This window comes from Pantoea eucalypti (assembly GCF_009646115.1).
GTDB lineage: Bacteria > Pseudomonadota > Gammaproteobacteria > Enterobacterales > Enterobacteriaceae > Pantoea > Pantoea eucalypti.
This window is the reverse complement of record NZ_CP045720.1, coordinates 3,218,960-3,240,296: the sequence shown is the minus strand read 5'-3', so window position 1 is coordinate 3,240,296 and position 21,337 is coordinate 3,218,960. Positions and strand designations below refer to the sequence as shown.

General features: G+C 52.5%; 22 protein-coding genes. 14 read left to right on the top strand and 8 right to left on the bottom strand.

Annotation, left to right across the window (positions count from 1 at the left end):
• Positions 1-296: 296 nt before the first annotated feature.
• The 3 genes from EE896_RS15205 to pepD form a co-directional block, all read right to left on the bottom strand.
• Positions 297-746, bottom strand: coding sequence for a DUF943 family protein (locus EE896_RS15205; RefSeq protein ID WP_003851165.1), 450 nt, complete (start codon positions 744-746; stop codon positions 297-299).
• Between the two features lies 1 nt (position 747).
• Positions 748-1,590 (bottom strand): YPO3983 family protein, encoded by an 843-nt coding sequence (locus EE896_RS15200; protein WP_008924841.1) that lies wholly within the window; start codon positions 1,588-1,590, stop codon positions 748-750.
• 271 nt (positions 1,591-1,861) lie between these two features.
• A complete protein-coding gene (pepD, locus tag EE896_RS15195) occupies positions 1,862-3,319 on the bottom strand; it encodes a beta-Ala-His dipeptidase (RefSeq protein WP_003851169.1) in 1,458 nt (485 codons plus the stop codon).
• A 253-nt stretch (positions 3,320-3,572) separates the two neighbouring features.
• Here pepD and gpt point away from each other — a divergent pair, with 253 nt between their 5' ends.
• The 3 genes from gpt to crl all read left to right on the top strand — a co-directional run bounded on the left by gpt (position 3,573) and on the right by crl (position 5,952).
• A complete protein-coding gene (gene gpt / locus EE896_RS15190; protein ID WP_003851171.1) occupies positions 3,573-4,031 on the top strand; it encodes a xanthine phosphoribosyltransferase in 459 nt (152 codons plus the stop codon).
• 115 nt (positions 4,032-4,146) lie between these two features.
• On the top strand, positions 4,147-5,394 hold the full coding sequence (gene frsA, locus EE896_RS15185) for an esterase FrsA (RefSeq protein ID WP_105099459.1): 1,248 nt from the start codon (positions 4,147-4,149) through the stop codon (positions 5,392-5,394).
• 156 nt (positions 5,395-5,550) lie between these two features.
• Entirely contained in the window at positions 5,551-5,952 is a 402-nt protein-coding gene (gene crl / locus EE896_RS15180) for a sigma factor-binding protein Crl (protein WP_003851176.1), read from the top strand.
• Positions 5,953-6,211: 259 nt separating this feature from the next.
• Here the strand turns inward: crl and ompC are convergent, their stop codons facing one another.
• Complete coding sequence (gene ompC, locus EE896_RS15175) at positions 6,212-7,324, bottom strand: porin OmpC (protein ID WP_008924843.1); 1,113 nt, start codon at positions 7,322-7,324, stop codon at positions 6,212-6,214.
• A gap of 238 nt (positions 7,325-7,562) precedes the next feature.
• On the opposite strand from ompC, the gene proB reads away from it, so the two are divergent.
• The 10 genes from proB to ymcF all read left to right on the top strand — a co-directional run bounded on the left by proB (position 7,563) and on the right by ymcF (position 15,749).
• Complete coding sequence (gene proB, locus EE896_RS15170; RefSeq protein ID WP_008924844.1) at positions 7,563-8,666, top strand: glutamate 5-kinase; 1,104 nt, start codon at positions 7,563-7,565, stop codon at positions 8,664-8,666.
• Between the two features lie 10 nt (positions 8,667-8,676).
• Positions 8,677-9,930, top strand: a complete 1,254-nt coding sequence (gene proA, locus EE896_RS15165; RefSeq protein ID WP_105099458.1) for a glutamate-5-semialdehyde dehydrogenase — start codon at positions 8,677-8,679, stop codon at positions 9,928-9,930.
• Between the two features lie 360 nt (positions 9,931-10,290).
• Positions 10,291-11,022: a S24 family peptidase gene (locus EE896_RS15160; RefSeq protein WP_008924846.1), complete on the top strand. Its 732-nt coding sequence runs from the start codon at positions 10,291-10,293 to the stop codon at positions 11,020-11,022.
• Positions 11,023-11,444: 422 nt separating this feature from the next.
• Positions 11,445-11,723 carry a transcriptional antitermination N peptide gene (locus EE896_RS15155; RefSeq protein ID WP_003854417.1) on the top strand — a complete coding sequence of 93 codons (279 nt, stop codon included), beginning with the start codon at positions 11,445-11,447 and terminating at the stop codon, positions 11,721-11,723.
• 203 nt (positions 11,724-11,926) lie between these two features.
• Positions 11,927-12,394 (top strand): lysozyme family protein, encoded by a 468-nt coding sequence (locus EE896_RS15150; RefSeq protein WP_003854415.1) that lies wholly within the window; start codon positions 11,927-11,929, stop codon positions 12,392-12,394.
• Positions 12,391-12,738: a DUF7940 domain-containing protein gene (locus EE896_RS15145; RefSeq protein WP_008924848.1), complete on the top strand. Its 348-nt coding sequence runs from the start codon at positions 12,391-12,393 to the stop codon at positions 12,736-12,738. The genes EE896_RS15150 and EE896_RS15145 overlap by 4 nt, the downstream gene beginning before the upstream one ends.
• Positions 12,735-13,028, top strand: a complete 294-nt coding sequence (locus tag EE896_RS15140; protein WP_105099457.1) for a hypothetical protein — start codon at positions 12,735-12,737, stop codon at positions 13,026-13,028. The genes EE896_RS15145 and EE896_RS15140 overlap by 4 nt, the downstream gene beginning before the upstream one ends.
• A 203-nt stretch (positions 13,029-13,231) precedes the next feature.
• Positions 13,232-14,986: a glycosyl hydrolase family 28-related protein gene (locus tag EE896_RS15135; RefSeq protein ID WP_105099456.1), complete on the top strand. Its 1,755-nt coding sequence runs from the start codon at positions 13,232-13,234 to the stop codon at positions 14,984-14,986.
• Between the two features lie 376 nt (positions 14,987-15,362).
• On the top strand, positions 15,363-15,575 hold the full coding sequence (gene cspE / locus EE896_RS15130; RefSeq protein ID WP_003854408.1) for a transcription antiterminator/RNA stability regulator CspE: 213 nt from the start codon (positions 15,363-15,365) through the stop codon (positions 15,573-15,575).
• A gap of 3 nt (positions 15,576-15,578) precedes the next feature.
• Positions 15,579-15,749: a cold shock small protein YmcF gene (gene ymcF / locus EE896_RS22670; RefSeq protein ID WP_085980553.1), complete on the top strand. Its 171-nt coding sequence runs from the start codon at positions 15,579-15,581 to the stop codon at positions 15,747-15,749.
• 373 nt (positions 15,750-16,122) lie between these two features.
• Here ymcF and EE896_RS15125 read toward each other — a convergent pair whose 3' ends face one another.
• From EE896_RS15125 to EE896_RS15120, 3 genes are all read right to left on the bottom strand, one after another.
• The gene (locus tag EE896_RS15125) at positions 16,123-17,700 is read right to left on the bottom strand and encodes a methyl-accepting chemotaxis protein (RefSeq protein WP_033761898.1); all 1,578 of its coding nucleotides are present in this window, start codon (positions 17,698-17,700) and stop codon (positions 16,123-16,125) included.
• Between the two features lie 300 nt (positions 17,701-18,000).
• The gene (locus EE896_RS22425; RefSeq protein WP_003850104.1) at positions 18,001-18,150 is read right to left on the bottom strand and encodes a hypothetical protein; all 150 of its coding nucleotides are present in this window, start codon (positions 18,148-18,150) and stop codon (positions 18,001-18,003) included.
• An 81-nt stretch (positions 18,151-18,231) separates the two neighbouring features.
• Complete coding sequence (locus EE896_RS15120; RefSeq protein ID WP_140916029.1) at positions 18,232-19,194, bottom strand: chemotaxis protein; 963 nt, start codon at positions 19,192-19,194, stop codon at positions 18,232-18,234.
• A gap of 167 nt (positions 19,195-19,361) precedes the next feature.
• Here EE896_RS15120 and EE896_RS15115 point away from each other — a divergent pair, with 167 nt between their 5' ends.
• The gene (locus EE896_RS15115) at positions 19,362-19,754 is read left to right on the top strand and encodes a YgiW/YdeI family stress tolerance OB fold protein (RefSeq protein ID WP_008924851.1); all 393 of its coding nucleotides are present in this window, start codon (positions 19,362-19,364) and stop codon (positions 19,752-19,754) included.
• Between the two features lie 36 nt (positions 19,755-19,790).
• On the opposite strand, the gene dbpA is transcribed toward EE896_RS15115, so the two are convergent.
• Positions 19,791-21,173, bottom strand: a complete 1,383-nt coding sequence (dbpA, locus tag EE896_RS15110; RefSeq protein ID WP_008924852.1) for an ATP-dependent RNA helicase DbpA — start codon at positions 21,171-21,173, stop codon at positions 19,791-19,793.
• Positions 21,174-21,337 lie beyond the last annotated feature (164 nt).

Sequence of the window (21,337 nt, the reverse complement as noted above, 5' to 3'; positions counted from 1 at the left end):
GAGCTGGGAGATGACAAAATGGGAAAAGGAAAATTTTTTACTAAAACAGCACTGAAGCCGCTACTACCATTATGAATAGCAATGATCTCAGGCGGATGTGAGGCTAACCAAAAAATAGCCAGCCATCGATACCCCTGCAACAGCAAGCAGTAGGCTCGTCTTTTGTAATAATGCTCTTCATTATAGCTTCCGATATTATTAAGACTCCTGGCTATATTGTTCATGACTATTTTAAAGTTGAAGTGATAACTGGCTAATAGCCGATTTAATAGCTGCCCACTATCCTGTCAGGACAGTTAATGACTTTCTAGCTTTGTTATTTTACCGTCATCTTCCAGGCTGTATTCTCCATCATCGACAGTAAATGTAATGCCACTGTTTTTGCTGTAACTGATTATAAAAACCCTGTCCTTTTCAATGCAATTCATGGGTGGCTTCATGTCAGAAAAACAGAGGCGGTCATATTTATCATCTTCTTTGTACCCTTCTCCAAACAACCAGATGCTTACCGTATAATTACCGTAGGAGGCCGGTTTAGGAATGTCATATTGTCGTTTCAGGGCGTCTTTATTTTTTAACCACCAGTTAATTTTTCCACGATCAGTAATCGGAAAATTTTTTACTAAAATGTCACTGAAATTTCCGGTTCCATGAACGTTGACGATTTCAACAGGACGGCGTTCGGCCCATAGAAAGTAACCAGCCAGCATGAAGCCACAAATCGTCAGTAAAATAAGAATTTTCATTCTATTTTTCATTGAGATTACCTATGATTTCTATAGTAGTTTCCATATTCGTCATGAAAGGTTTAAAACCAAACTTATTGTATCTTTGAAGAACAAACCAGATACGGAAAAAATGAAACTGGCTGAATTTTGTTTTTACTATATCAGCACTGTCGAGACCAAAGTGATCCTGTACTTTATAATGCACCGTTGCCCGATAATGGTTATTATCAATATGCAGTGATTTTATGGTGATATGCGCTGCCGAGATATCATGAACGGTAATCCCCATGCCGTTATAATTATCCTGTAACCTGTCAAATTTTGGTAGTCTTCCCCTTAGAATGACTTCCCGTAATTCTTTTTTTGTCAATGGATAGATCCTATTCTTCCAATCCATTTCTTTTTTAAGATGTTTCTCCAGCAATAAGCGAGTGCTGTTTTCACTTTTATCCCTGATAATATGTTCTTTCAAAGCCTGATCCAACGCCATATCACGGAAGGTCTTACCGCTATTGTTCTGCATATGCGTGATCATTTTTTCGATCAGGTGACTGTATGGCCCGCTCAGGGAAAATTTACGGGATAACGATCGAAATTCATCAAATAGCATTTCAGCACACTGCTGGCGGGAAATCGTTCGACCCTGGCCACGCAGATTACAGCAGAACAGGGATTGAGGACGATCCAGTGAGGAACGCAGAGTCAGGGTCCAGGGATCAACCCGATCAGAAATGTAATCCAGCCGGTATTGGGATTTTAATTGTGCCTCAGTCAGATCGCCGCAGCGCATATCATCAGCACTGTAGTCGTCCATCTTTTTCCGGGTGGTAAATATTGTGCAGGGAAACTGTAATGCGCCCATTATGATACATTCCTTGTATTATTGAGTATTTATATTTTCACGGGAAATATAATACTCTGGTAATAAGGGATGCATAAGACTTGTATCACATTACCGTAATAATTTACCGGATTGGTCATGAAATTTATTTCTATATGAGAATCCCGGTAAACCAGATGTAGAGGATAATGCAGTGGACGTAAAGATGTTAAAACGCTAAGAATAAAAAAGTGCCGGTCACTTAAGTAACCGGCGTCAGGCCGGAGCCTGGTTGACTTTTTTTGTGACAGAATTACTTTTCTGGCACCACATTCAGCAGGGTGGTCAGCAGTTTCCAGTAAAGACCCACGCTTTCGATGTGAACCTGCTCATCCGGCGAGTGCGGCCCGGTGATGGTTGGCCCAATCGAGACCATATCCATGTCCGGATACGGCTTTTTGAACAGACCACACTCCAGACCGGCGTGAATCACCTGAATGTTAGGGGTTTTATCAAACAGCGCGATGTAGGTCTGACGGGTCAGCGCCATGATGGCGGAGTCTGCATCCGGCTGCCAGCCTGGGTAGCCGCCTTTCGCTTTCGTCTGCGCGCCGGCCAGCTGGCCCAGCGAGGTCAGCATCTGCACCACATAATCACGGCCGGTGTCGATCAGCGAACGAATCAGGCAGTTGATCTCTGCGTGATCGGCTTCCATCGTTACTACACCGATATTCAGTGAGGTTTCGACCACGCCTTTCGCCACGTCTGAATTGCGGATCACGCCGTTTGGCGTGCTGTTCAGCAGGTTCAGGAAGCGATCGCGGCTGTCAGTGCTCAGGGCATCGCCCTGATGCGCCAGCGGCTCGGTGACCAGTGCAATGTTCGGCTCTTTGATGCCGTGCTCGTTTTTGATGGCGCTCAGGAACTGCGCTGCCGCTGATTTCAGCGCATCCGCTTTGTGGCTTTCTACCGCGACGGTAGCGAAGGCTTCACGCGGAATTGCATTACGCAGCGTACCGCCGCTGAACGCCAGCAGACGCAGATCCAGTTCAGCCGCGTGGGCCGCCAGGAATCGCGCCAGCAGTTTGTTAGCGTTGCCCAGGCCCATATGAATATCGGCACCGGAGTGACCGCCACGCAGCCCTTTCAGCGTCAGTTTCAGGGTCTGGAACTCAGCAGGCACGGCTTCACGGGTCAGCGGCAGGGTGGAGACGAAATCGATACCGCCTGCGCAACCCATATAGATCTCACCTTCCTCTTCAGAGTCGGTGTTGATCAGGATCTCAGCCTGCAGCCAGTTGGGTTGCAGACCGAAAGCGCCATCCATGCCGGTCTCTTCGGTCATGGTCAGCAGCACTTCCAGCGGACCATGCGTCAGGCTGTTATCAGCCAGTACCGCCAGCGCAGAAGCCATGCCGATGCCGTTGTCGGCGCCCAGCGTGGTGCCGCGCGCTTTCACCCACTCGCCATCAATCCACGGCTGAATAGGATCTTTGGTGAAGTCATGAACGGTGTCGTTATTTTTCTGCGGCACCATATCCAGATGCGCCTGCAGCGCGACCGGAGTACGGTTTTCCATGCCTGCAGTGGCGGGCTTACGAATCAGGATGTTGCCGACCTGATCGCGCTCACACCAGAAGCCCTGCTCTTTAGCCCAGCCAGTGATGTAGTTCGCCAGCGCTTCTTCGTGAAAAGAGGGATGGGGAATAGAGCAGATCTTAGCGAAAATATCCCACAGCGGCTGTGGAGAGAGTTGAGACAATTCAGACACGACAGGTCTCCTGTGTCAGTGTACCGGCGAGGCCGGACATCGCGAGTTTCCAGTGAAAAATCGCCGTCAGAGAATCTGACGAGCCAGTCCTGAGAATATCACTGTTTTTTACCGGGTGCGCTCTCAGACGCGCTAAAAAGCCGCAACCGGCGCACGGGTGCTGGTTTTTAGTGCGTCAACTCCTTATAATCTCGCGCAACCTTTTCCCCGTTGCACATTTTTACGCCACCTCGGTTGGCTGGGATTTCTATTTATGAGCGAAAAATACGTCGTTACCTGGGACATGCTTCAGATTCATGCCCGCAAACTGGCCCAGCGTCTGCTCCCTGTTGAACAGTGGACAGGCATTATCGCGGTGAGCCGCGGCGGTCTGGTACCGGCTTCGCTGCTGGCACGTGAACTGGGTATCCGCTACGTTGATACCGTCTGCATCTCCAGCTATGACCACGATCATCAGCGTGAAATGAAAGTCCTGAAGCGCGCAGAAGGCGACGGTGAAGGCTTTATCGTAATCGACGACCTGGTCGATACGGGCGGCACCGCGCAGGCGATTCGCGAAATGTATCCGAAAGCGCGTTTCTGCACCATTTTCGCTAAACCCGCCGGTCGTTCACTGGTTGATGATTACATCGTCGATATTCCGCAGGATACCTGGATCGAGCAGCCGTGGGATATGGGTGTCGTTTATATCCCGCCGATTGTAAAAAACTGATTGATATACATCAGACAACGCCCGGTTTTCCGGGCGTTGTGCATTCTGAGCCTCGCACCCCGAATTGCCGTACAGTACACTTAGCCATCGCCGTTCTGTTGCAGGAGAAGTGAGTATGTCGAGCAAAAATCTCAGCGAGGAGCTATTCAAGCCGCGCTTTAAACATCCTGAAACCTCTTCCCTGGTTCGCCGCCAACATCACGCTACCCCGAATGTCCACTCTGCCCTGGAGGGTGACAGCCAGCGCGGCTGGTATCGCATGCTGAATAAGCTGATGTGGACATGGCGAGGCCTGACGCCGCAGGAGATCAGTGAAGTGCTGGCACGTATTGCCATCAGCAACGCTGAACATACTGATGAGACGCTGCTCGACACCGTGATTGGTTTTCGCGGCGGCAACTGGCATTTCGAATGGTCTAAGCAGGCGGGCATCTGGCAGCAGAAAGCGCTGGAGGCATCCGACGACAGCGAGGCGGGCGACGACTGGCTACATGCGGCCCATCTTTATAGCGTTGCGGCTTATCCCTATATAAAAGGCGATGAACTGGCTGACCAGGCACAGACGCTGGCCAATCGTGCCTATGAAGAGGCGACTCAGCGGTTGCCTGGCGAACTGAAAATCCTGACGTTTGCTATTCCGGGCGGCAGTCCGGTCAGCGGCTTTCTGCATATGCCGCCGGATGTTGAAGCGCCTTATCCCACCGTACTGTTTTGCGGCGCACTCGACTCGTTACAGAGCGATCACTATCGCCTGTTCCATGATTACCTTGCCCCGCGTGGCATTGCTATGCTGACAATTGATGTGCCGTCAGTGGGCAACTCGGTGAAATGGACGCTGAATCAGGACACCAGTTTTCTGCATCAGCAGGTGCTGCGCGATCTAATCAATGTGCCCTGGGTCGACCATACCCGCGTGGCGGCATTCGGTTATCGCTTTGGCGCTAACGTGGCCGTGCGGCTGGCCTATCTGGAATCGCAGCGGTTGCGTGGGGTCGCCTGTCTGGGCCCGATTGTGCATGCTCTGCTGACCCAGACGGCGTTGCAGGATGCGATCCCGGATATGTATATGGATATGCTGGCGAGCCGGCTGGGTATGGCCACCGCCTCCGACAGTGCGCTGCGCACTGAACTCAACCGCTATTCGCTTAAAACCCAGGGATTACTGGGCCGCCGGACGCCCACGCCGATGCTGTCGGGCTACTGGCAAAACGATCTCTTCAGCCCGGAAGAGGAGAGCAGGCTTATCGCAAACTCTTCCTCAGACGGCAAAGCGTTGCGGATTCCGGTGAAGCCGGTGATGGCCAGTTTTGATAAGGCGCTGAATGAAATTTGTGACTGGCTGGAAAAGCGTTTAAAAAGGTGACTGGCAAAATTTACAGTATTTGCTACAACTAGTAGCGGAATTCTTCCGGGCTGCCGCTAAGTGAAATATGACGTCATCGGGCCCATGCGGTGTAGCGTCGTGCTGGCCGTCCGGAAATCAAGGCTGTATAGCGGTCAAAACCTATGGAGAATCAGCATGACGTTACCAAGTGGTCATCCCCGCAGTCGCCTGCTTAAGCGCTTTACGGAGCTTGGGCCTTATATTCGCGATGGGAAATGTGGCGAAACCCGTTTCTTCTTCGACTGCCTGGCTGCCTGCGTCAATGTGAAACCGGCACCGGAATTGCGAGAGTTCTGGGGCTGGTGGATGGAGCTGGAAGCACAGGCTGACCACTTTACCTATGTCTACCATATCGGTCTGTTCGATAAAGAGGGTGATTGGTCGGTGGCAACCATTAAAGGGAAAGAGAACACGGCGCGCGTGGAAGAGACCTTACGGAATTTCCATACCCGCCTGAAAGCGATGCTGAAAGAGTTCGAGCTGGATCTGATCCCAGCCAGCGATTTCGATGAGAAACCGGTGAAGCTGAGCGCCTGATAGGGTAGTGTAGTGAAATAAAGACGAAAAAAATGGCGAGTTTAAAAACTCGCCATTTTTGTTGAAGTCTGACCCGCTGTTGGATCGAGCCTTCTCAGAGAACACGGTCAGATCGGAAAGACGCAAAAGCCGCCATCCATGGCACGCTCGGCCCGCGCCGTCCTGGCGCGGGACGCTTTCCTCTTCTGACCGTGTTCCCTGCGTGTTGAATTTATGCGTTGCTGCCAGCTCCAAATCTGCCCGGTTTGCGAGCCTGAAATCAGAACTGGTAAGTCACACCCATCGCCACAATGTCGTCGTTGTTAAGCGACAGCGCATTGTCGTCAGGCAGTTGGTTGATTTTGTAATCAACGAAGGCGGACATATTTTTGTTGAAGTAGTAGGTCGCGCCCACATCGATATATTTCACCAGATCCGCATCGCCGATACCGTTTTCGATATCTTTGCCTTTGGTCTGTACATACCCGATAGACGGACGCAGGCCGAAATCAAACTGATACTGCGCCACCAGTTCGATGTTCTGCGCTTTGTTGGCTGCGCCCGCAACCGCTGCGCCGGTGGCACGGTTGGTACCGCTAATTGGCGTCATATTACGGGTATCGGTGTAGATTGCGGCCAGGTAGACACTGTTAGCATCATACTTCACGCCTGCGCCCCAGGAATCCGCACGGTCACCGCCGCCATAAGCGCGCGCCTGTTGCTGGTTGGTGCGGTCAGATGAGGTGATGGCACTCATCAGGCTCACACCAGAATCACCCAGAGCATAGCCGAGAGACGCACCGTAGCCGTCGCCATTCTGACGGTTAATATCAGTACGGGTGTTGGTGCTGGACGCGTCATTTTTGCCCTGGTACTGCAGCGCAAATTTCAGGCCATCGACCAGACCAAAGAAGTTATTGTTACGATAAGTCGCAACACCGGTGGCGCGCTGTGTCATAAAGTTATCAGAGCGGGCTGTACCGTCACCGCCGAATTCCGGGAATACGTCAGTCCAGGCTTCAACGTCATACAGCACACCGTAGTTACGGCCATAATCTACCGAACCGTACTGAGAGAATTTCAGACCAGCAAACCCGAGGCGGGTTTTATTGCCATTGTTGGCGTCACTGCCTTCGGAGTTGTTAACGTTGTACTGATATTCCCACTGACCATAACCGGTCATCAGGTCGTTAATCTGTGTCTGACCCTTAAAGCCGATACGGGTATAGGACTTGTCTCCATCCTGGCTGGCATTATCGCTGATGTAGTGCTCAGCTTTAACTTTGCCGTACAAATCCAGTTTGTTGCCATCTTTGTTATAGATTTCGGCAGCCTGCGCGGCAGAAGCCAGCGTCAGCGTGGAGAGGAGCATGGCCAGTGTGCTTTTCTTCATTTGCTATCAATCCCAATGTGAACAACGTAAAAAAATGAAAGTTTTTGTAAAACACGGACTTTTTACCCGTCAGTGATGAACTTTTTATGACACTTTTCATGATTTCTTGTTAACCATGAACTTTTGGTCTACCTCCTTGTCCGCGTAATTTCGTGCTTTTCCCCCGCTGGCTGTTGGCTTCCTTATCGACTCCTGTTAAAACGTCCTTTCGTAAAAATTTTTCTCTACGGCAGGAAATATGAGTGGCAGTCAGACCTTAGTGGTCAAGTTGGGTACCAGCGTTCTCACCGGCGGATCTCGCCGGTTGAACAGGGCGCACATGGTGGAACTGGTTCGTCAGTGTGCGCAGCAGCACGCCGCAGGCCACCGCATTGTGATCGTGACTTCTGGCGCAATGGCCGCCGGACGCGAACATCTGGGCTACCCCGAACTGCCACCGACCATCGCCTCAAAGCAGCTGCTGGCTGCGGTGGGGCAGAGTCGTCTGATTCAGCTGTGGGAACAGTTATTTTCTATCTACGGTATTCATATTGGTCAGATGCTGTTGACCCGTGCCGACATGGAAGATCGCGAACGCTTTCTGAACGCCCGCGACACGCTGCGTGCGCTGCTGGATAACCATATTGTGCCGGTGATCAATGAGAACGATGCTGTCGCCACCGCTGAAATCAAAGTGGGCGACAACGACAATCTCTCTGCGCTGGCGGCGATGCTCGGCGGCGCCGACAAGCTGCTGCTCCTGACCGATCAGCAGGGGCTTTTTACCGCCGATCCCCGTAACAATCCTGAGGCTGAGCTGATCAGTGATGTGCATATCATTGATGATGCGTTGCGCGCCCTGGCGGGCGACAGTGTTTCCGGGCTCGGCACTGGCGGCATGTCGACTAAGCTTCAGGCGGCGGATGTTGCCTGTCGTGCCGGTATCGATGTGATCATCGCCTCGGGCAGCCGCAGCGGCGTGATCAGCGATGTGATTGATGGTAAGCCGGTCGGTACGCGCTTCCATGCGCAGCAATCGCCACTGGAAAACCGTAAACGCTGGATTTTCGGTGCGCCACCGGCGGGTGAGATCACCGTCGATGACGGTGCACTGGCAGCCATTATCGAACGTGGCAGTTCGCTGCTGCCGAAAGGGATCCGGGCGATCCAGGGGAATTTCTCTCGCGGTGAAGTGATCCGCATTCGCAGCCTGCAGGGCCGGGATATCGCTCACGGCGTTTCACGCTACAACAGCGACGCGATGCGAATGATCGCCGGTCATCACAGTCAGCAGATCAGCGAGATCCTGGGATATGAATATGGCCCGGTGGCGGTTCACCGCGACGACATGATCGTCAGTTAAGGAGCGGACAATGCTTGAAGAGATGGGAAAAGCGGCGCGTGCCGCAGCGTATACCGTGGCCGATCTGTCAACGGCAGAAAAGAACGATGTTCTGATGACCATTGCTGACCGGTTGGAAGCCGAGAGCGCTGACATTCTGGCGGCTAACGAGCTGGATTTAGCCGATGCGCGTCAGAACGGCATGAGCGCCGCGTTATTAGATCGACTGACGCTTAATCCGCAACGCCTCAGCAGCATCGCCAGCGATGTGCGCCAGGTTTGTCAGCTTGCCGATCCGGTAGGGCAGTTAATCGACGGTGGTCAGCTCGACAGCGGGCTGCGCATTGAACGCCGTCGCGTGCCGCTGGGCGTCGTTGCGGTGATTTATGAGGCGCGCCCTAATGTGACGGTTGACGTCGCCAGTCTGTGCCTGAAAACCGGCAACGCCGCTATTCTGCGTGGCGGCAAAGAGACCTGGCGCACCAATGCGGCCACCGTTCGGGTCATTCAGAAAGCGCTGAAGCAGCACGGTTTACCGGTAGCCATTGTCCAGGCGATTGAAAATCCTGACCGCGAGCTGGTGAATCAGCTGCTGAAGCTGGATCGCTACGTCGACATGCTAATCCCGCGCGGCGGAGCCGGGCTGCATAAACTGTGTCGCGAGAACTCCACCATTCCGGTGATTACCGGCGGCATTGGCGTCTGCCATATCTACATTGATGAGACGATGGAGATTGAACCGGCACTTGATGTGATCGTCAACGCCAAGAAACAGCGTCCCAGCGCCTGTAACTCACTGGAAACGCTGCTGGTGGACCAGGCGATGGCCGAACGTTTTCTGCCAGCTTTCAGCGCGCGAATGGCGCAGGAAGGAATCGCGCTGCATGCTGACAGCAACGTGCTGGCACAACTTCAGCATGGCCCCGCCCCGGTGAAACCCGTGAATCCTCAGCAATACAATAACGAGTGGCTGTCGCTGGATCTTAACGTTAAATTGGTGGCGGATATGGATGAGGCGATCGATCACATTCGTACGCACGGCACACAGCACTCAGATGCTATCCTCACCCGTAATACGCGTAATGCCGCGCGTTTTGTTCGTCAGGTCGACTCGTCAGCGGTTTATGTCAACGCCAGCACCCGCTTCACCGATGGGGGTCAATTTGGCCTGGGCGCGGAAGTGGCGGTCAGTACACAGAAATTGCATGCCCGTGGCCCCATGGGGTTAGAGGCGCTGACCACCTATAAATGGATAGCGTGGGGAGACGATACGCTCCGCCCATAACGACGATAATTTTTAACAAAGCGGGAGTCTTTCAAAGGCTCCCGTTTTTTTTATCCCGATTTTTCGGACCAGTGAAAGATAGGATTTTCTGCGCATCAGATCATTTTCTGTTCTGTTCTCGTCATCCCTGGCAATTATGCTGCCTGATATTCACGCAATTTCTTACGGAACATTCCTGAAAGCCGGGGCTGCAAGCGGCCTGAGGCAATATTTTTTGTTTAGCCGCAGGCTGAAGCGGATAATGATAGTTAGCAATGCTTGATAAAGCGGTTAGGTAGTAAACGAGCGGTAATATAAAATGAACTGGTAGCAATAACGAAAATAACATCCAGTATCTCTTCTATGGCTGATTATTAACTAATGGTTAAAAAAGAAAGTACAAGACAAGCTTTCACCGCCAGGCTGATAGCGGCCTGTGAGAGTGCCGGCATTGTCGGACATGGACGAAACAAACAGGTTGCCAGAGCTCTGCAGCAGCAAGGCTGTAAAATTTCAACGCCAGGCGTGTGGAAGTGGTTTAACGCGCAGTCAGTGCCTGATGGCGGCAATTTACTGGCACTCAGTCAATTGCTGGGCGTCAGGGTAGAGTGGCTCCAGTACGGCATGGAGCAATCCACTGAACCTGTAGCGATGAGTACACTCACTGGCCAAAAGAGTGTGTTTCGTATTGATAGCCTCGACATTGGTCAGCGCAGTGCTGCGGGCCTGCCCGCGCGCGATGAGTTTGTCGAGACTATCCAGGCGATTGAATATGGTCTGGATGAGGCACGGGTTCTGTTCAACGGCCGTCCGGCGGAAAACATTCGGTTGATCGCTATCAACAGTGATTCTATGGCTGACACCTTTGCACCGCGCGATCAGCTGTTTGTGGATATCAGCGTGCGGATGTTTGACGGCGATGGTATCTATATTTTTACCCTCGACGAGCAGCTCTACCTCAAACGCCTGCAGCTGCAGCATAAAAAAATTGCAGTGATATCAGATAATAAACGCTATGAAACGTGGTATCTCAATCGTGATGAGGTCACCAGCCTGAAGGTGCTCGCAAAAGTGATTATGAGCCAGGCGCGACACTATCAAATTCTCGGCTAAAGCCGTTTCTGCCGCTTTTCTCCGGAGAGCTGCAAAAAAATAATCGGCATAAATTCATAAATTTAACCAGCGGTAAATAAAAAATTAACCAACAGTGTTTGATAAAGCATAAGAACCTGTTAATAATTTGGACATGGATGAACGAAGACGTTCTTTTCAGGGATGACCCGCTCTTAAACAATTCAGGCGCTGCACAAGCGCGAATCATACCACCCAAAAGTCAGTGAACTTTGGGATGGGGTGGATGCGCAAATGCAGCGTCGTCAGATGCCGTTTATTTCCCCTCGCTTACTTTCCACCTGGCTGCTTACGCAGCCGGGCGGTGAGCGTGCGACCGCGATATACGACATTCGGGTCCCTTCGGTTTCCCGAAAGCTCGCGCCTGCCACCCCATCGCCAAATACTCATTCACAGGAGGAGTTATGGCGATTATTCACTATGGCAAAAGCGTTTTCACTGGCAACGCTCGTACGCGTCGCCATCGGCGGCGCCAGCCTCTCAGCAGCCTGCAACAGAGCATCGATCAGGCACTGAACTTTCCAGCTGAACCACCAACCCTGAGGCGTGCAGAGCAAATCTGCCAGCGTCAGGTCGCCCCGCGCGTTGATCGCGCAATCACAACACCCCGCGTGACCAGTCAGGAAACACCCAGTTTCGACAATTGCTGTCTTCCGCATGTTCATCTCTACGCCGTGAGCTGAAGCACGAAGCGCGCGCCGTTTTTCGTTCCGGCTAAGGCTTTGTTATCTCCAGCTCTCATTGGGCGCAATCTGCTGAATTACTGTTTAGTTTTGCTGCAGCTTCAGCAAGGCCTTTTGCTGTGCCGGGCTTGTTAATGATCAGCGGGCGTTATGTATTTATTTTCACAAGGCTGAAGGCCTTAATTCGTCATTGAGGAGTCCGTATGAGCCAGATCATCGCAGTACTGAATTTTGAAGAGGGATATGTCGACACACCTTATCTCGACACGCTGGGTTTCCCCACGGTGGCGGGCGGCATACGCATTGGGCCAAAAGGGGCGTCGCTCAGTAATTACACTTTCCGCGTGCCACGGCGCGTCGGTGATGTCTGGAAGCAGTGCATTCTGGAAAACAAAGTTCAGGAGATGCAGGGCAGGGAGCTGCTGCGCGATGCGCTGACAAAGTGCAATGACGCTCGCACCGATGTGTTGCTGAGCATGACGTATCAACTGGGCGTGGAGGGCGTCCTGCAGTTCAAAAACATGCTCACCTCCATCATCGCTGAACAGTTTAGTGATGCGGCTGACGCGATGATGAACAGCCTCTGGGCGCGTCAGACGCCGGGCCGGGCCCGGCGTCATGCGGAGATGATGCGCACCGGCACCTATGCGATTTACAGGGGGCTGCTATGAGATGGCTCATGTTTCTCATTGCCGTGCTGACGGCAATCATCATTCTGCTGCTGCTGCAGCGCTTTACCACCCTGCAGTTTGTCTCTCATGCCCGCCTGCTCTTCAAAACCTGGTCTGTCTGGCTTGCGTCGTTGGGCTCCATGCTCAGCGCCTGGGCGCAGTCATTCCCCTCTGCCGCCGTTGATGCCTGGAACGTGCTGCCGGAAGACGTGAAATCGATTCTGCCACACAACTACCTGGGGCTCGTGGGCGCGTTCATGGTGGCGATGGGGGTGATTGCCCAGTTTGTTCGTCAGAAAAACCTGCTCACCGCGAAGGAGCAGGCGGGAGGAGCGAAACCATGACTCTCATTACCACCTTACTGGGCGGCAGCTGGCACTGGCTGGCCGCACTCGCTGGCGTGATTGCGGCGCTGGGCGCCAGTTATTTCGGCGGCAAAAAAATCGGCAAAGTGCAGCAAAAAGCACGTTCTGACGTCGATAACGCGCAACAGGAGGCGTCCCGCGTTAGCGCGGTGGCGCAACAGCAACAACACAACCGCGAGGAGGCTAACCGTGTGGCGACCGACAACCATAGCCTTGATGACGCTACTGCTCGTGACAAGCTGCAGCAGTCGAAATACCACAAACCCTGAGCCGGTAGCAATTACCGACTCTGCCTGCGTACTTTTTTCCCCTCTTTATACCTACGGCGATGACGCGCAAAAAATGGACGTTCGTACGGTGCGCGCCATCAACACCCACAACGACATGTGGGACTCCCTTTGCGGCCATCCGGCTGCGGCTAAGTAGTGCGCTGATTTCAGCGCGATATCTCTGTGATCCTGAGGAGGATTCTATGATCGAAGTTAACTCTTTTGCTGAACTGCGTACCACTGTTCCACCAAAATCAGGTGAAGTCGCCAGCCTTAAACGCTATTACGATAAGGACTCCAGCTTCCGGGGTGGCGCAGACTTTGTCGGTTTCCTGAGTACGACACCGCTAAAAGATGATGGCGGTACGGTGGCGATAGGCAACGGTTTCTACTGGAAACGCACCATCAACGATCCTACGGAAGTGAACATTCTGCACTTCGGTGCGAAAGGGGATGGCGTCACCGATGATACTGATGCTTTCAAGCGGATGCTGGCATGGACCCAGACCTACAACACCTACGTGAAAGCGATGCCGGTGCGATTTCCGGGTGGCCGCTTCCTGATTTCACCCATCGATCTCACCGATACGGAGTTGCCGTTCTTTGGTATCAGCGGTGATGATACCGAACTCGGATCGTCACCCCGCACCACCATTGTCTCTGACAAAAGCGCGAATACGGTATTCAAGGTGAATGCGCGCAAAATCGTCATTAAAGGCATTTGCTGGCACGGACAGGCTAACGCCGGAACTGTCGACACCTCTCTCAAAGTCACCGTCACGCCTGAACAGTGCAGCAACATTCAGCCATTCTTTGAAAATACGATTGTTGGAGGCCAGATCGTCAATATCTTCTGCTTCAAGGCTCAAAGCACCGGGGGAACTGTCTTTAAACTGCAGGATACGCTCGACAGTAAATTCGATCAGATCTACAGCTCCAGTACCTATTCCCGTGTGTTTGATGTCGGCTGGTCAAATACACCAAAGGGAAACTGGGACCACTCAACAGCGATTGAGCTGTGTAATGCTAACTTCCAGTCGGGCTATGGGGACGCCACGCTCTACATGCCGCGCGTCACACAGGGAGTCATGCGCAACGTCTGGATTGAGCACACGACTAACCCGGGTGATCTGTCGGACGGGGGCTGGAACATCGAAACGCTTAACATTGAAGATTGCGCCACGCCGCTCAATCTCAACAATGCCCGCGTGGTGATGCGTCATATCAACCTGCAGGCGGGGGCGAAAATCACCAATGATATAGCCGGAAACAAATGGCTATCGACTTTTGAATATGGCTACCGTCGGGATGAGAACTACGGCACGTTCATGACCGGTTCACTGCGTGCCGGCTATTACAGTGGCTATAAAGTGGTGAACAACACCGCTACCGATAACTGGTATCGGCTGGGGCAGCTCTATTTCCCGGCGCCTAACCAGCAATGGGTGATGGAGCTGATCGGTAAAGCGGATGCCACCACGCCGTCCGGCACCGCCGGTTCACCGGTAAATATGCCGGCCACCGGTAAAACCCTGATCAACCTGCAGCGACTGGAGACGGTCTGGGCCGATGCTTACCATATGGGACAACCTTCTGTGCTGGACATTCGTTATGGCCGGGTAGGGACCACCTATGCCGTAATCTGGGTCAAGCTGAAAGCCAATAGCGGCGAGACCATGTTCAATCTGAAGACCACGGGTCCCACCCGGTTTGATACCGGTTCCTGCTCGCTGTTCCAGTCAGATATGACGATGGTTGATGACATCACCAAAATCAGCAACCTGAAACCCGCTGCACGTTTCGGCATGCACAATGGGCTGGCGGGTATCGGTGCCAACGAGAAAGGGGTGGTGACGCTGGCGACTGCGGCGGGTACACCGGCGAATAAGACCGCGCCAACCGGTTTTGTGCTGATCAATATCAACGGCGTGGACCGTAAGGTTCCTTACTACGACTGATAATCGGCATGTTTTGGGCGAGGCGTGAGCCTCGCCCTTTTTTGCTCTGTGGGTATCTCCACTTCTCTTTATGTCGGCAGGGACGCATCGCTGCAGAGCCCTGCCAGGTTGCTTCCCTGAGAGAGTCTCGCGCTTTCATGTTCTCCAGTCGACGGATTACAATTAATTTGAATTAGGAGTTGCGTCACTGTGAGAAGTGTGGCCTAATGAATCGTCGGTTTGATTAACAGACACTATCAAAGTAAGTAACCAAAGCAGTTCTCATCTCTAAGTTTGTCGCGAGACATCCCTTCTTTTTGAGTCTTCTCTTACGTTCTGATTAAAATCTGTTCTCAGGCCATTATGCCGGAAGGCTCGATATATTAAGGATTTAAGCATGTCTAACAAAATTCGCGGTACCGTTAAATGGTTTAACGCAGAGAAAGGCTTCGGTTTCATTTCTCCTGCAGACGGCAGCAAAGATGTATTCGTACATTTCTCTGCAATCCAGGGCACCGATTTCCGTTCATTAGATGAAGGTCAGCAAGTTGAATTCACAGTAGAAAATGGCGCCAAAGGCCCAGCTGCTGCGAACGTTGTTGGTCTCTAAGGACTGAAAATTACTTTTAAGTGTCCTCACTGTAATGGCTCACAGTTTCGTACATCACATTTTGATGTTACAAGAGCCAATCCGCATGGAGCGAAATGCATTTTCTGCAAATCTGTCGTCGTTCAGGTGAACATGGCAAGGATTGCAACTCAGAGCCAGCTTCGCGCGCTCTGATAAAGGCTAGTGAGCTTTATAGCGTTGTTGCATTTATAGTAATAAAAGGTCGCCTCTGGCGGCCTTTTTTGTGTCCGCTATTCCTGTCCTCAAACCTCAAACCTCAAACCTCAAACCTCAAACCTCAAACCTCAAACCTCAAACCTCAAACCTCAAACCTCAAACCTCAAACCTCAAACCTCAAACCTCAAACCTCAAACCTCAAACCTCAAACCTCAAACCTCAAACCTCAAACCTCAAACCTCAAACCCTTCCTGCACGCGCCGGGTGGCGTCAGCTTTCTTTGTCTCGGAACAGTGTTAACAGCCTGAAATCTATCCGCTCTCCATCATCGCGTAAAAAAAGACCCGCCGGGGCGGGCCGTTAAGAAGGATTAACGCAGTACGGGTTGCAGAGAAAGCTTGCCGGTATTGAACACGCTCATCGCCTGTGCCATGCGCTCGGCTTGATCCTGCAGTGCCTGAGAGGCGGCTGATGCTTCCTGTACCAGCGCTGCGTTCTGCTGCGTTACCGCTTCCATCTGAGTAATTGCCTGATTGATTTCATGGATGCCGCTGCTCTGTTCGCTGCTGGCGATCGTGATTTCGCTCATAATGTTTGCCACGCTCTGCACGCTGTTCACCACTTCACCGATGGTTGAACCTGCATGCGTCACCAGTTTGCTGCCTTCATCGACTTTAGCGACAGAATCTTCAATCAGCACCTTAATCTCTTTGGCTGCGGAAGCTGAGCGCTGTGCCAGATTACGCACTTCACTCGCCACGACGGCAAAGCCACGACCCTGTTCACCCGCGCGCGCGGCTTCTACGGCGGCGTTAAGGGACAGGATATTGGTCTGAAAGGCAATCGAGTCGATAACGCTGATAATATCGACAATTTTGCGTGAGGAGAGGGCGATGGCTTCCATCTTCTCGATGACCTGCTCCATGACCACGCCACCTTCACGTGCCACGCTTGAGGTGGTGGAAACCAGGTGATTAGCTTCACGCGCGTTGTCGGCATTGTGTTTCACCGTCGACGTCATCTGCTCCATCGCAGAGGCGGTCTCTTCCAGGGAGCTGGCCTGCTGCTCAGTTCGGGTTGAGAGATCAAGGTTGCCGCTGGAAATCTGCGTTGATGCAACCGCGATAGTGTCGGAGCCGGTACGCACTTCCGTCACAATTGATAGCAGGTTATCGTTCATCCGCTGCAATGCCTGCATCAGAACACCTGTTTCATCGCGTGAGGTCACCTGCATCTGGGTACTCAGATCGCCGGCCGCCACACGTTCAGCGACATCAACAGCTGCAACCAGCGGGCGTACGATTGAACGGGTCAGGAAGTAGCCCAGCATGATAGAAGCAAGAATGGCCAGTGCGGAGAAAATCAGCGTGATGGAGATAGCAGACTGGCCGTTTTCCACAATACCCTGACCTTCAGTCCGCAGCTGTGCATCCTGAGAGTTGGCAAAATCCACGGCATCCTGCAGGAATTTATTCTGGGTAGCCGTCATTGATTTCAACACATAGATGCTTGCTGCATCAAAGTTGCCCGCTTTTACCAGGGTAATTAATTCGGCTTTGACCTTTTCAAATGCCTGAGAAGAGGCCAGCAGACCGGCGATTTTTTTCTTACCGATTGGCGTGACCTGAATGTCTTCAATCCTTTTCATGGCGCGGTTGGTACGTTGCGTGGCTTCATCCAGCTGACCATAACGCTTCACATTATTTTCCGGATGTGTCGTGTCGATCACCATGCCGCGCAGGTATTTGATCTGATCGTTGACGCCATCGCGCACATCAAATGCCAGTCGTACTTTCACATAGCGATCATCAACGATCGACGAGATCGCCGTATTGATATTGTTAATTCTGGTAATAGATGTCACACCAATCACTATCAGTAACGTCACAATAATGCCGAAGGCTGCTGCAAGCCGCATTCCGACCTTCATATTCCTGATGCTGAACATGTTCTTTTCCCCGTTATTGTATTAATCAATTTATTAGCAACACTCAGATTCCCTGCTGTTGTACGCAAAGCCGTGCTGAAGTCTGTGGTCACAGCCGCAGGCAAAATGTGATCTCGCGCATACAGTTATCGGAGTGCGGAGTTGTATCTTTAATAATTTTTAAGTAATCACGCAGCGTGAATAAATAATCAGTGAAAAGCATCAGAAAAGGTTAACAAACGAGCGGAGGCGGAATTCAGGCAAAAAAAAGGGCTGTCAGCAGTGGTGCTGACAGCCCGATCCAGACAAACATGAATGGATTCAGAAAACTAAAAAGTAGAGGCCTACCCAGAACGCGACGCTTAAACTGACGGCGCTAATCCAGGCCAGCTGACGTAAACGGCCACGCAATACCTTTTGAGGAGAAGGCGTCGCAGGTGCGGGCGTAACAGGTAAAGTTTCAATGTGCATAGTCGTTTCCTGGTCAGGTCAGCGATTCCGCTGATCAAAAAAGTAAAAGTGTGCCGGGCATTCTTTGCGGCCCGTGTTCACTTAACGGGCGGTATCGAGAACGTTGAAAATCACGTCTGAAAGTTCATTCAGCTCAAACTTTGCCACATAGCCGTCGGCTCCCACTTTACGCACGTGGTCTTCGTTGGCGCTTCCAGAGAGTGAGGAGTGGATCACGACCGGCAGCGTTTTCAGAATCGGGTCACGCTTGATGTTGCGGGTCAGCGTAAAGCCATCCATCTCGGGCATCTCCAGATCGGTCAGTACCAGGGCAATTTTGTCGTGAATCGACTCGCCTGAAGCCTGCACTTCCTGGCTTAGCAGCTTAATTTTTTCCCAGGCATCAAGGCCGGTGTTAAACATCAGCGCCGGAATGCCCATGCTCTTCAGTCCCTGCTCCAGCAGCTGACGCGCGACTTTGGAATCTTCTGCCACAATCGCAACCGCACCCGGGCGATAGTTGAAGGCACGCGGTTTGGCCGCTTCAGGCTCGACGCCGCGTGACGACGGGATGATGTCATACAGGATTTGCTCAACGTCCAGCACCATCGCCAGCTCGCTGCCCTGCTTATCGGTGTCCAGGCAGGCGATGCTGGTAATGTTGCGACCGCCGATACCGGCTTCAGCGGTATGGACCTGGCTCCAGTCGAGACGCACGATGTTATCCACGGATTCCACGGCAAATGCCTGGGTGTTACGGGCATACTCGGTGACCAGTAGCAGGTTAAGGCCCGTTTCAGGTACGCAACCTGCCACAGCAGGCAGGTCGATGACCGGAATGAACTGACCGCGAATACTGGCCATACCCAGCAGCGGCGAACTCATTCCCGCGGCTTTGGTGATGGTCTGCATTGGTACAATTTCACGCAGCTTGAAGACGTTAATGCCAAACAGCTCAGACTTGCCTTTCAGCTGATCAGAACCTAAGCGAAACAGCAGCAGCTCAAACTTGTTCGATAATGCGAGGTTCGCTCTCTCATCGATCTCTTTCTGAAAATTATCCATGGTTGCCTCTGCATTAACGCAGCTGGTGAAATAGGGTGTGAACAGGTTATCGGCAGCAAACGGAAAAAGGTGAGAAGAGAAAGGTGAAATAAAACGGACGCCAATTATTGTGCCAGGCTTAACCCTGAAGGTTCAACATGGACACCTTTCCAATAAAGGAGTGTGAAATGAAAAAAGTGATTTTAGCGTCGTTGCTGGTGATGATGAGCGCGGGTGTGTCGGCTGAAGAGGGCGGATACAAAGCGGGTGATGCGCCACCGCCGCAGCACAAGCAGGATGCGGGCTATAAAGGCTCAGAAGATACCGGTCAGACACATATTGATCAGATCCGCGATTTCCGTCAGGGCGGGTATGTGACGCTGGAAGGTTACATCGTAAAGAAAGAGCAGGGCGAGCGCTATCAGTTCCGCGACAACACCGGTACGTTACCGATTATCGCACCGAAGAAGACCTTTGATGGTAAAACCTACACCGCGGAAGACAAAGTACGTGTCAGTGGTAAGGTACAGGGCAAAGGGGATAAAACCACGCTGCATGTGACACAAATCGAAGAGCCATAAGAAATCGGGCGAGGTAATAACCTCGCCCGATTTTATTCAGTCCTTCAGCAGAATCGCCCGGCAGGTTTTGCCTTTGATTTTGCCCTGCTTGAGTTTCACCAGTGCCGCTTTAGCGTGGTTCGCTTCAATCGCCACGTAGGCATGGGTTGGGGTCAGAACGATTTTACCGATCTGATCGGCGCGATAACCCGCTTCACCGGTCAGCGCACCCAGAATGTCTCCCGGACGCATCTTGGCTTTACGACCACCATCAATACACAATGTCATCATGGCGGCAGGCAGAGGCTTGCTGCTGCCTTTTTTCAGCGTGCTGGCAGAAACCCACGGCAGTTTTTGCTGCAGGAAATCCTCCAGTGCATGTGCGCGCGCCATTTCATCGGCAGCAACCAGGCTGACGGCAACGCCATGTTCGCCTGCACGTGCTGTACGACCGATGCGGTGCAGGTGGATTTCAGGATCCCAGGCAAGCTGGTAGTTGACCACCATCGCCAGTGATTTGATATCCAGTCCGCGCGCGGCGACATCGGTGGCAACCAGTACGCGTCCACTGCCGTTAGCAAAACGGATCAGCACACGTTCGCGATCGCGCTGTTCCAGGTCACCATGCAATGGCAGGGCGCTGATATCACGCGCGTTAAGCGCCGCAGCGACATCGTCACATTCACGTTTGGTGTTGCAGAAGACCACACAGGATGAGGGCTGACGGTCGCTAAGCAGCGCGATGAGCAGACCCAGTTTTTCATTGTGGCTGGCTTCAAAGAACTGCTGGTCAATTGAAGGCAGTTCGCTGACTTCTTCAGTTACCACGCTCAGCGCATCACGCTGGAAGCGGGTACTGATGGCGGTGATGCCGTCGGGCCACGTAGCGGAAAAGAGCAGCGTCTGCCGCGAGGCGGGCGTCGCCTCAATGATAGTTTCCATATCATTGAGGAAACCCATCTCCAGCATCCGATCTGCCTCATCCAGTACCAGCGTGTTGAGCTGGTCCAGTTTGAGGTTTTCGCGGTTGATGTGGTCGAGGATACGACCCGGCGTGCCGACCACGATATGCGGTGGATGCACCAGCGAGTCACGCTGTGCACTCATCGGTTGTCCGCCACACAAGGTGAGGACTTTGATGTTTCGGGTGAAGCGGGCCAGCTGGCGCAGCACGTTGCCCACCTGATCGGCCAGTTCCCGGGTTGGACACAGGATGAGTGCCTGAGTCTGAAAGCGGGTGCTGTCAATATGGTGCAGTAAACCAATACCAAAGGCAGCCGTTTTACCGCTGCCGGTTTTTGCCTGCGCACGCACGTCGCGTCCCTGCAGAATGGCGGGCAGCGTAGCAGCCTGCACGGGCGTCATGCTGGTGTAGCCCATCTCGCGCAGGTTATCGAGCTGGCTGTCGGGAAGCGAATTGAGGGTAGAAAAAGCGGTCACGGGCGCGGCCTCTGAGGCTGAAAGTGTAGGGCATTATTGCGGGGCAAGTCTGGCAGAAAGCACGCCTGACAGCAACGGGAACCTCGATGGTTAACGGTATGAAACTATCTCTGCCGGTACGCTTAGGAATAGACTGAAGTTTGCCTGGAAAAGACGGTTTTTTT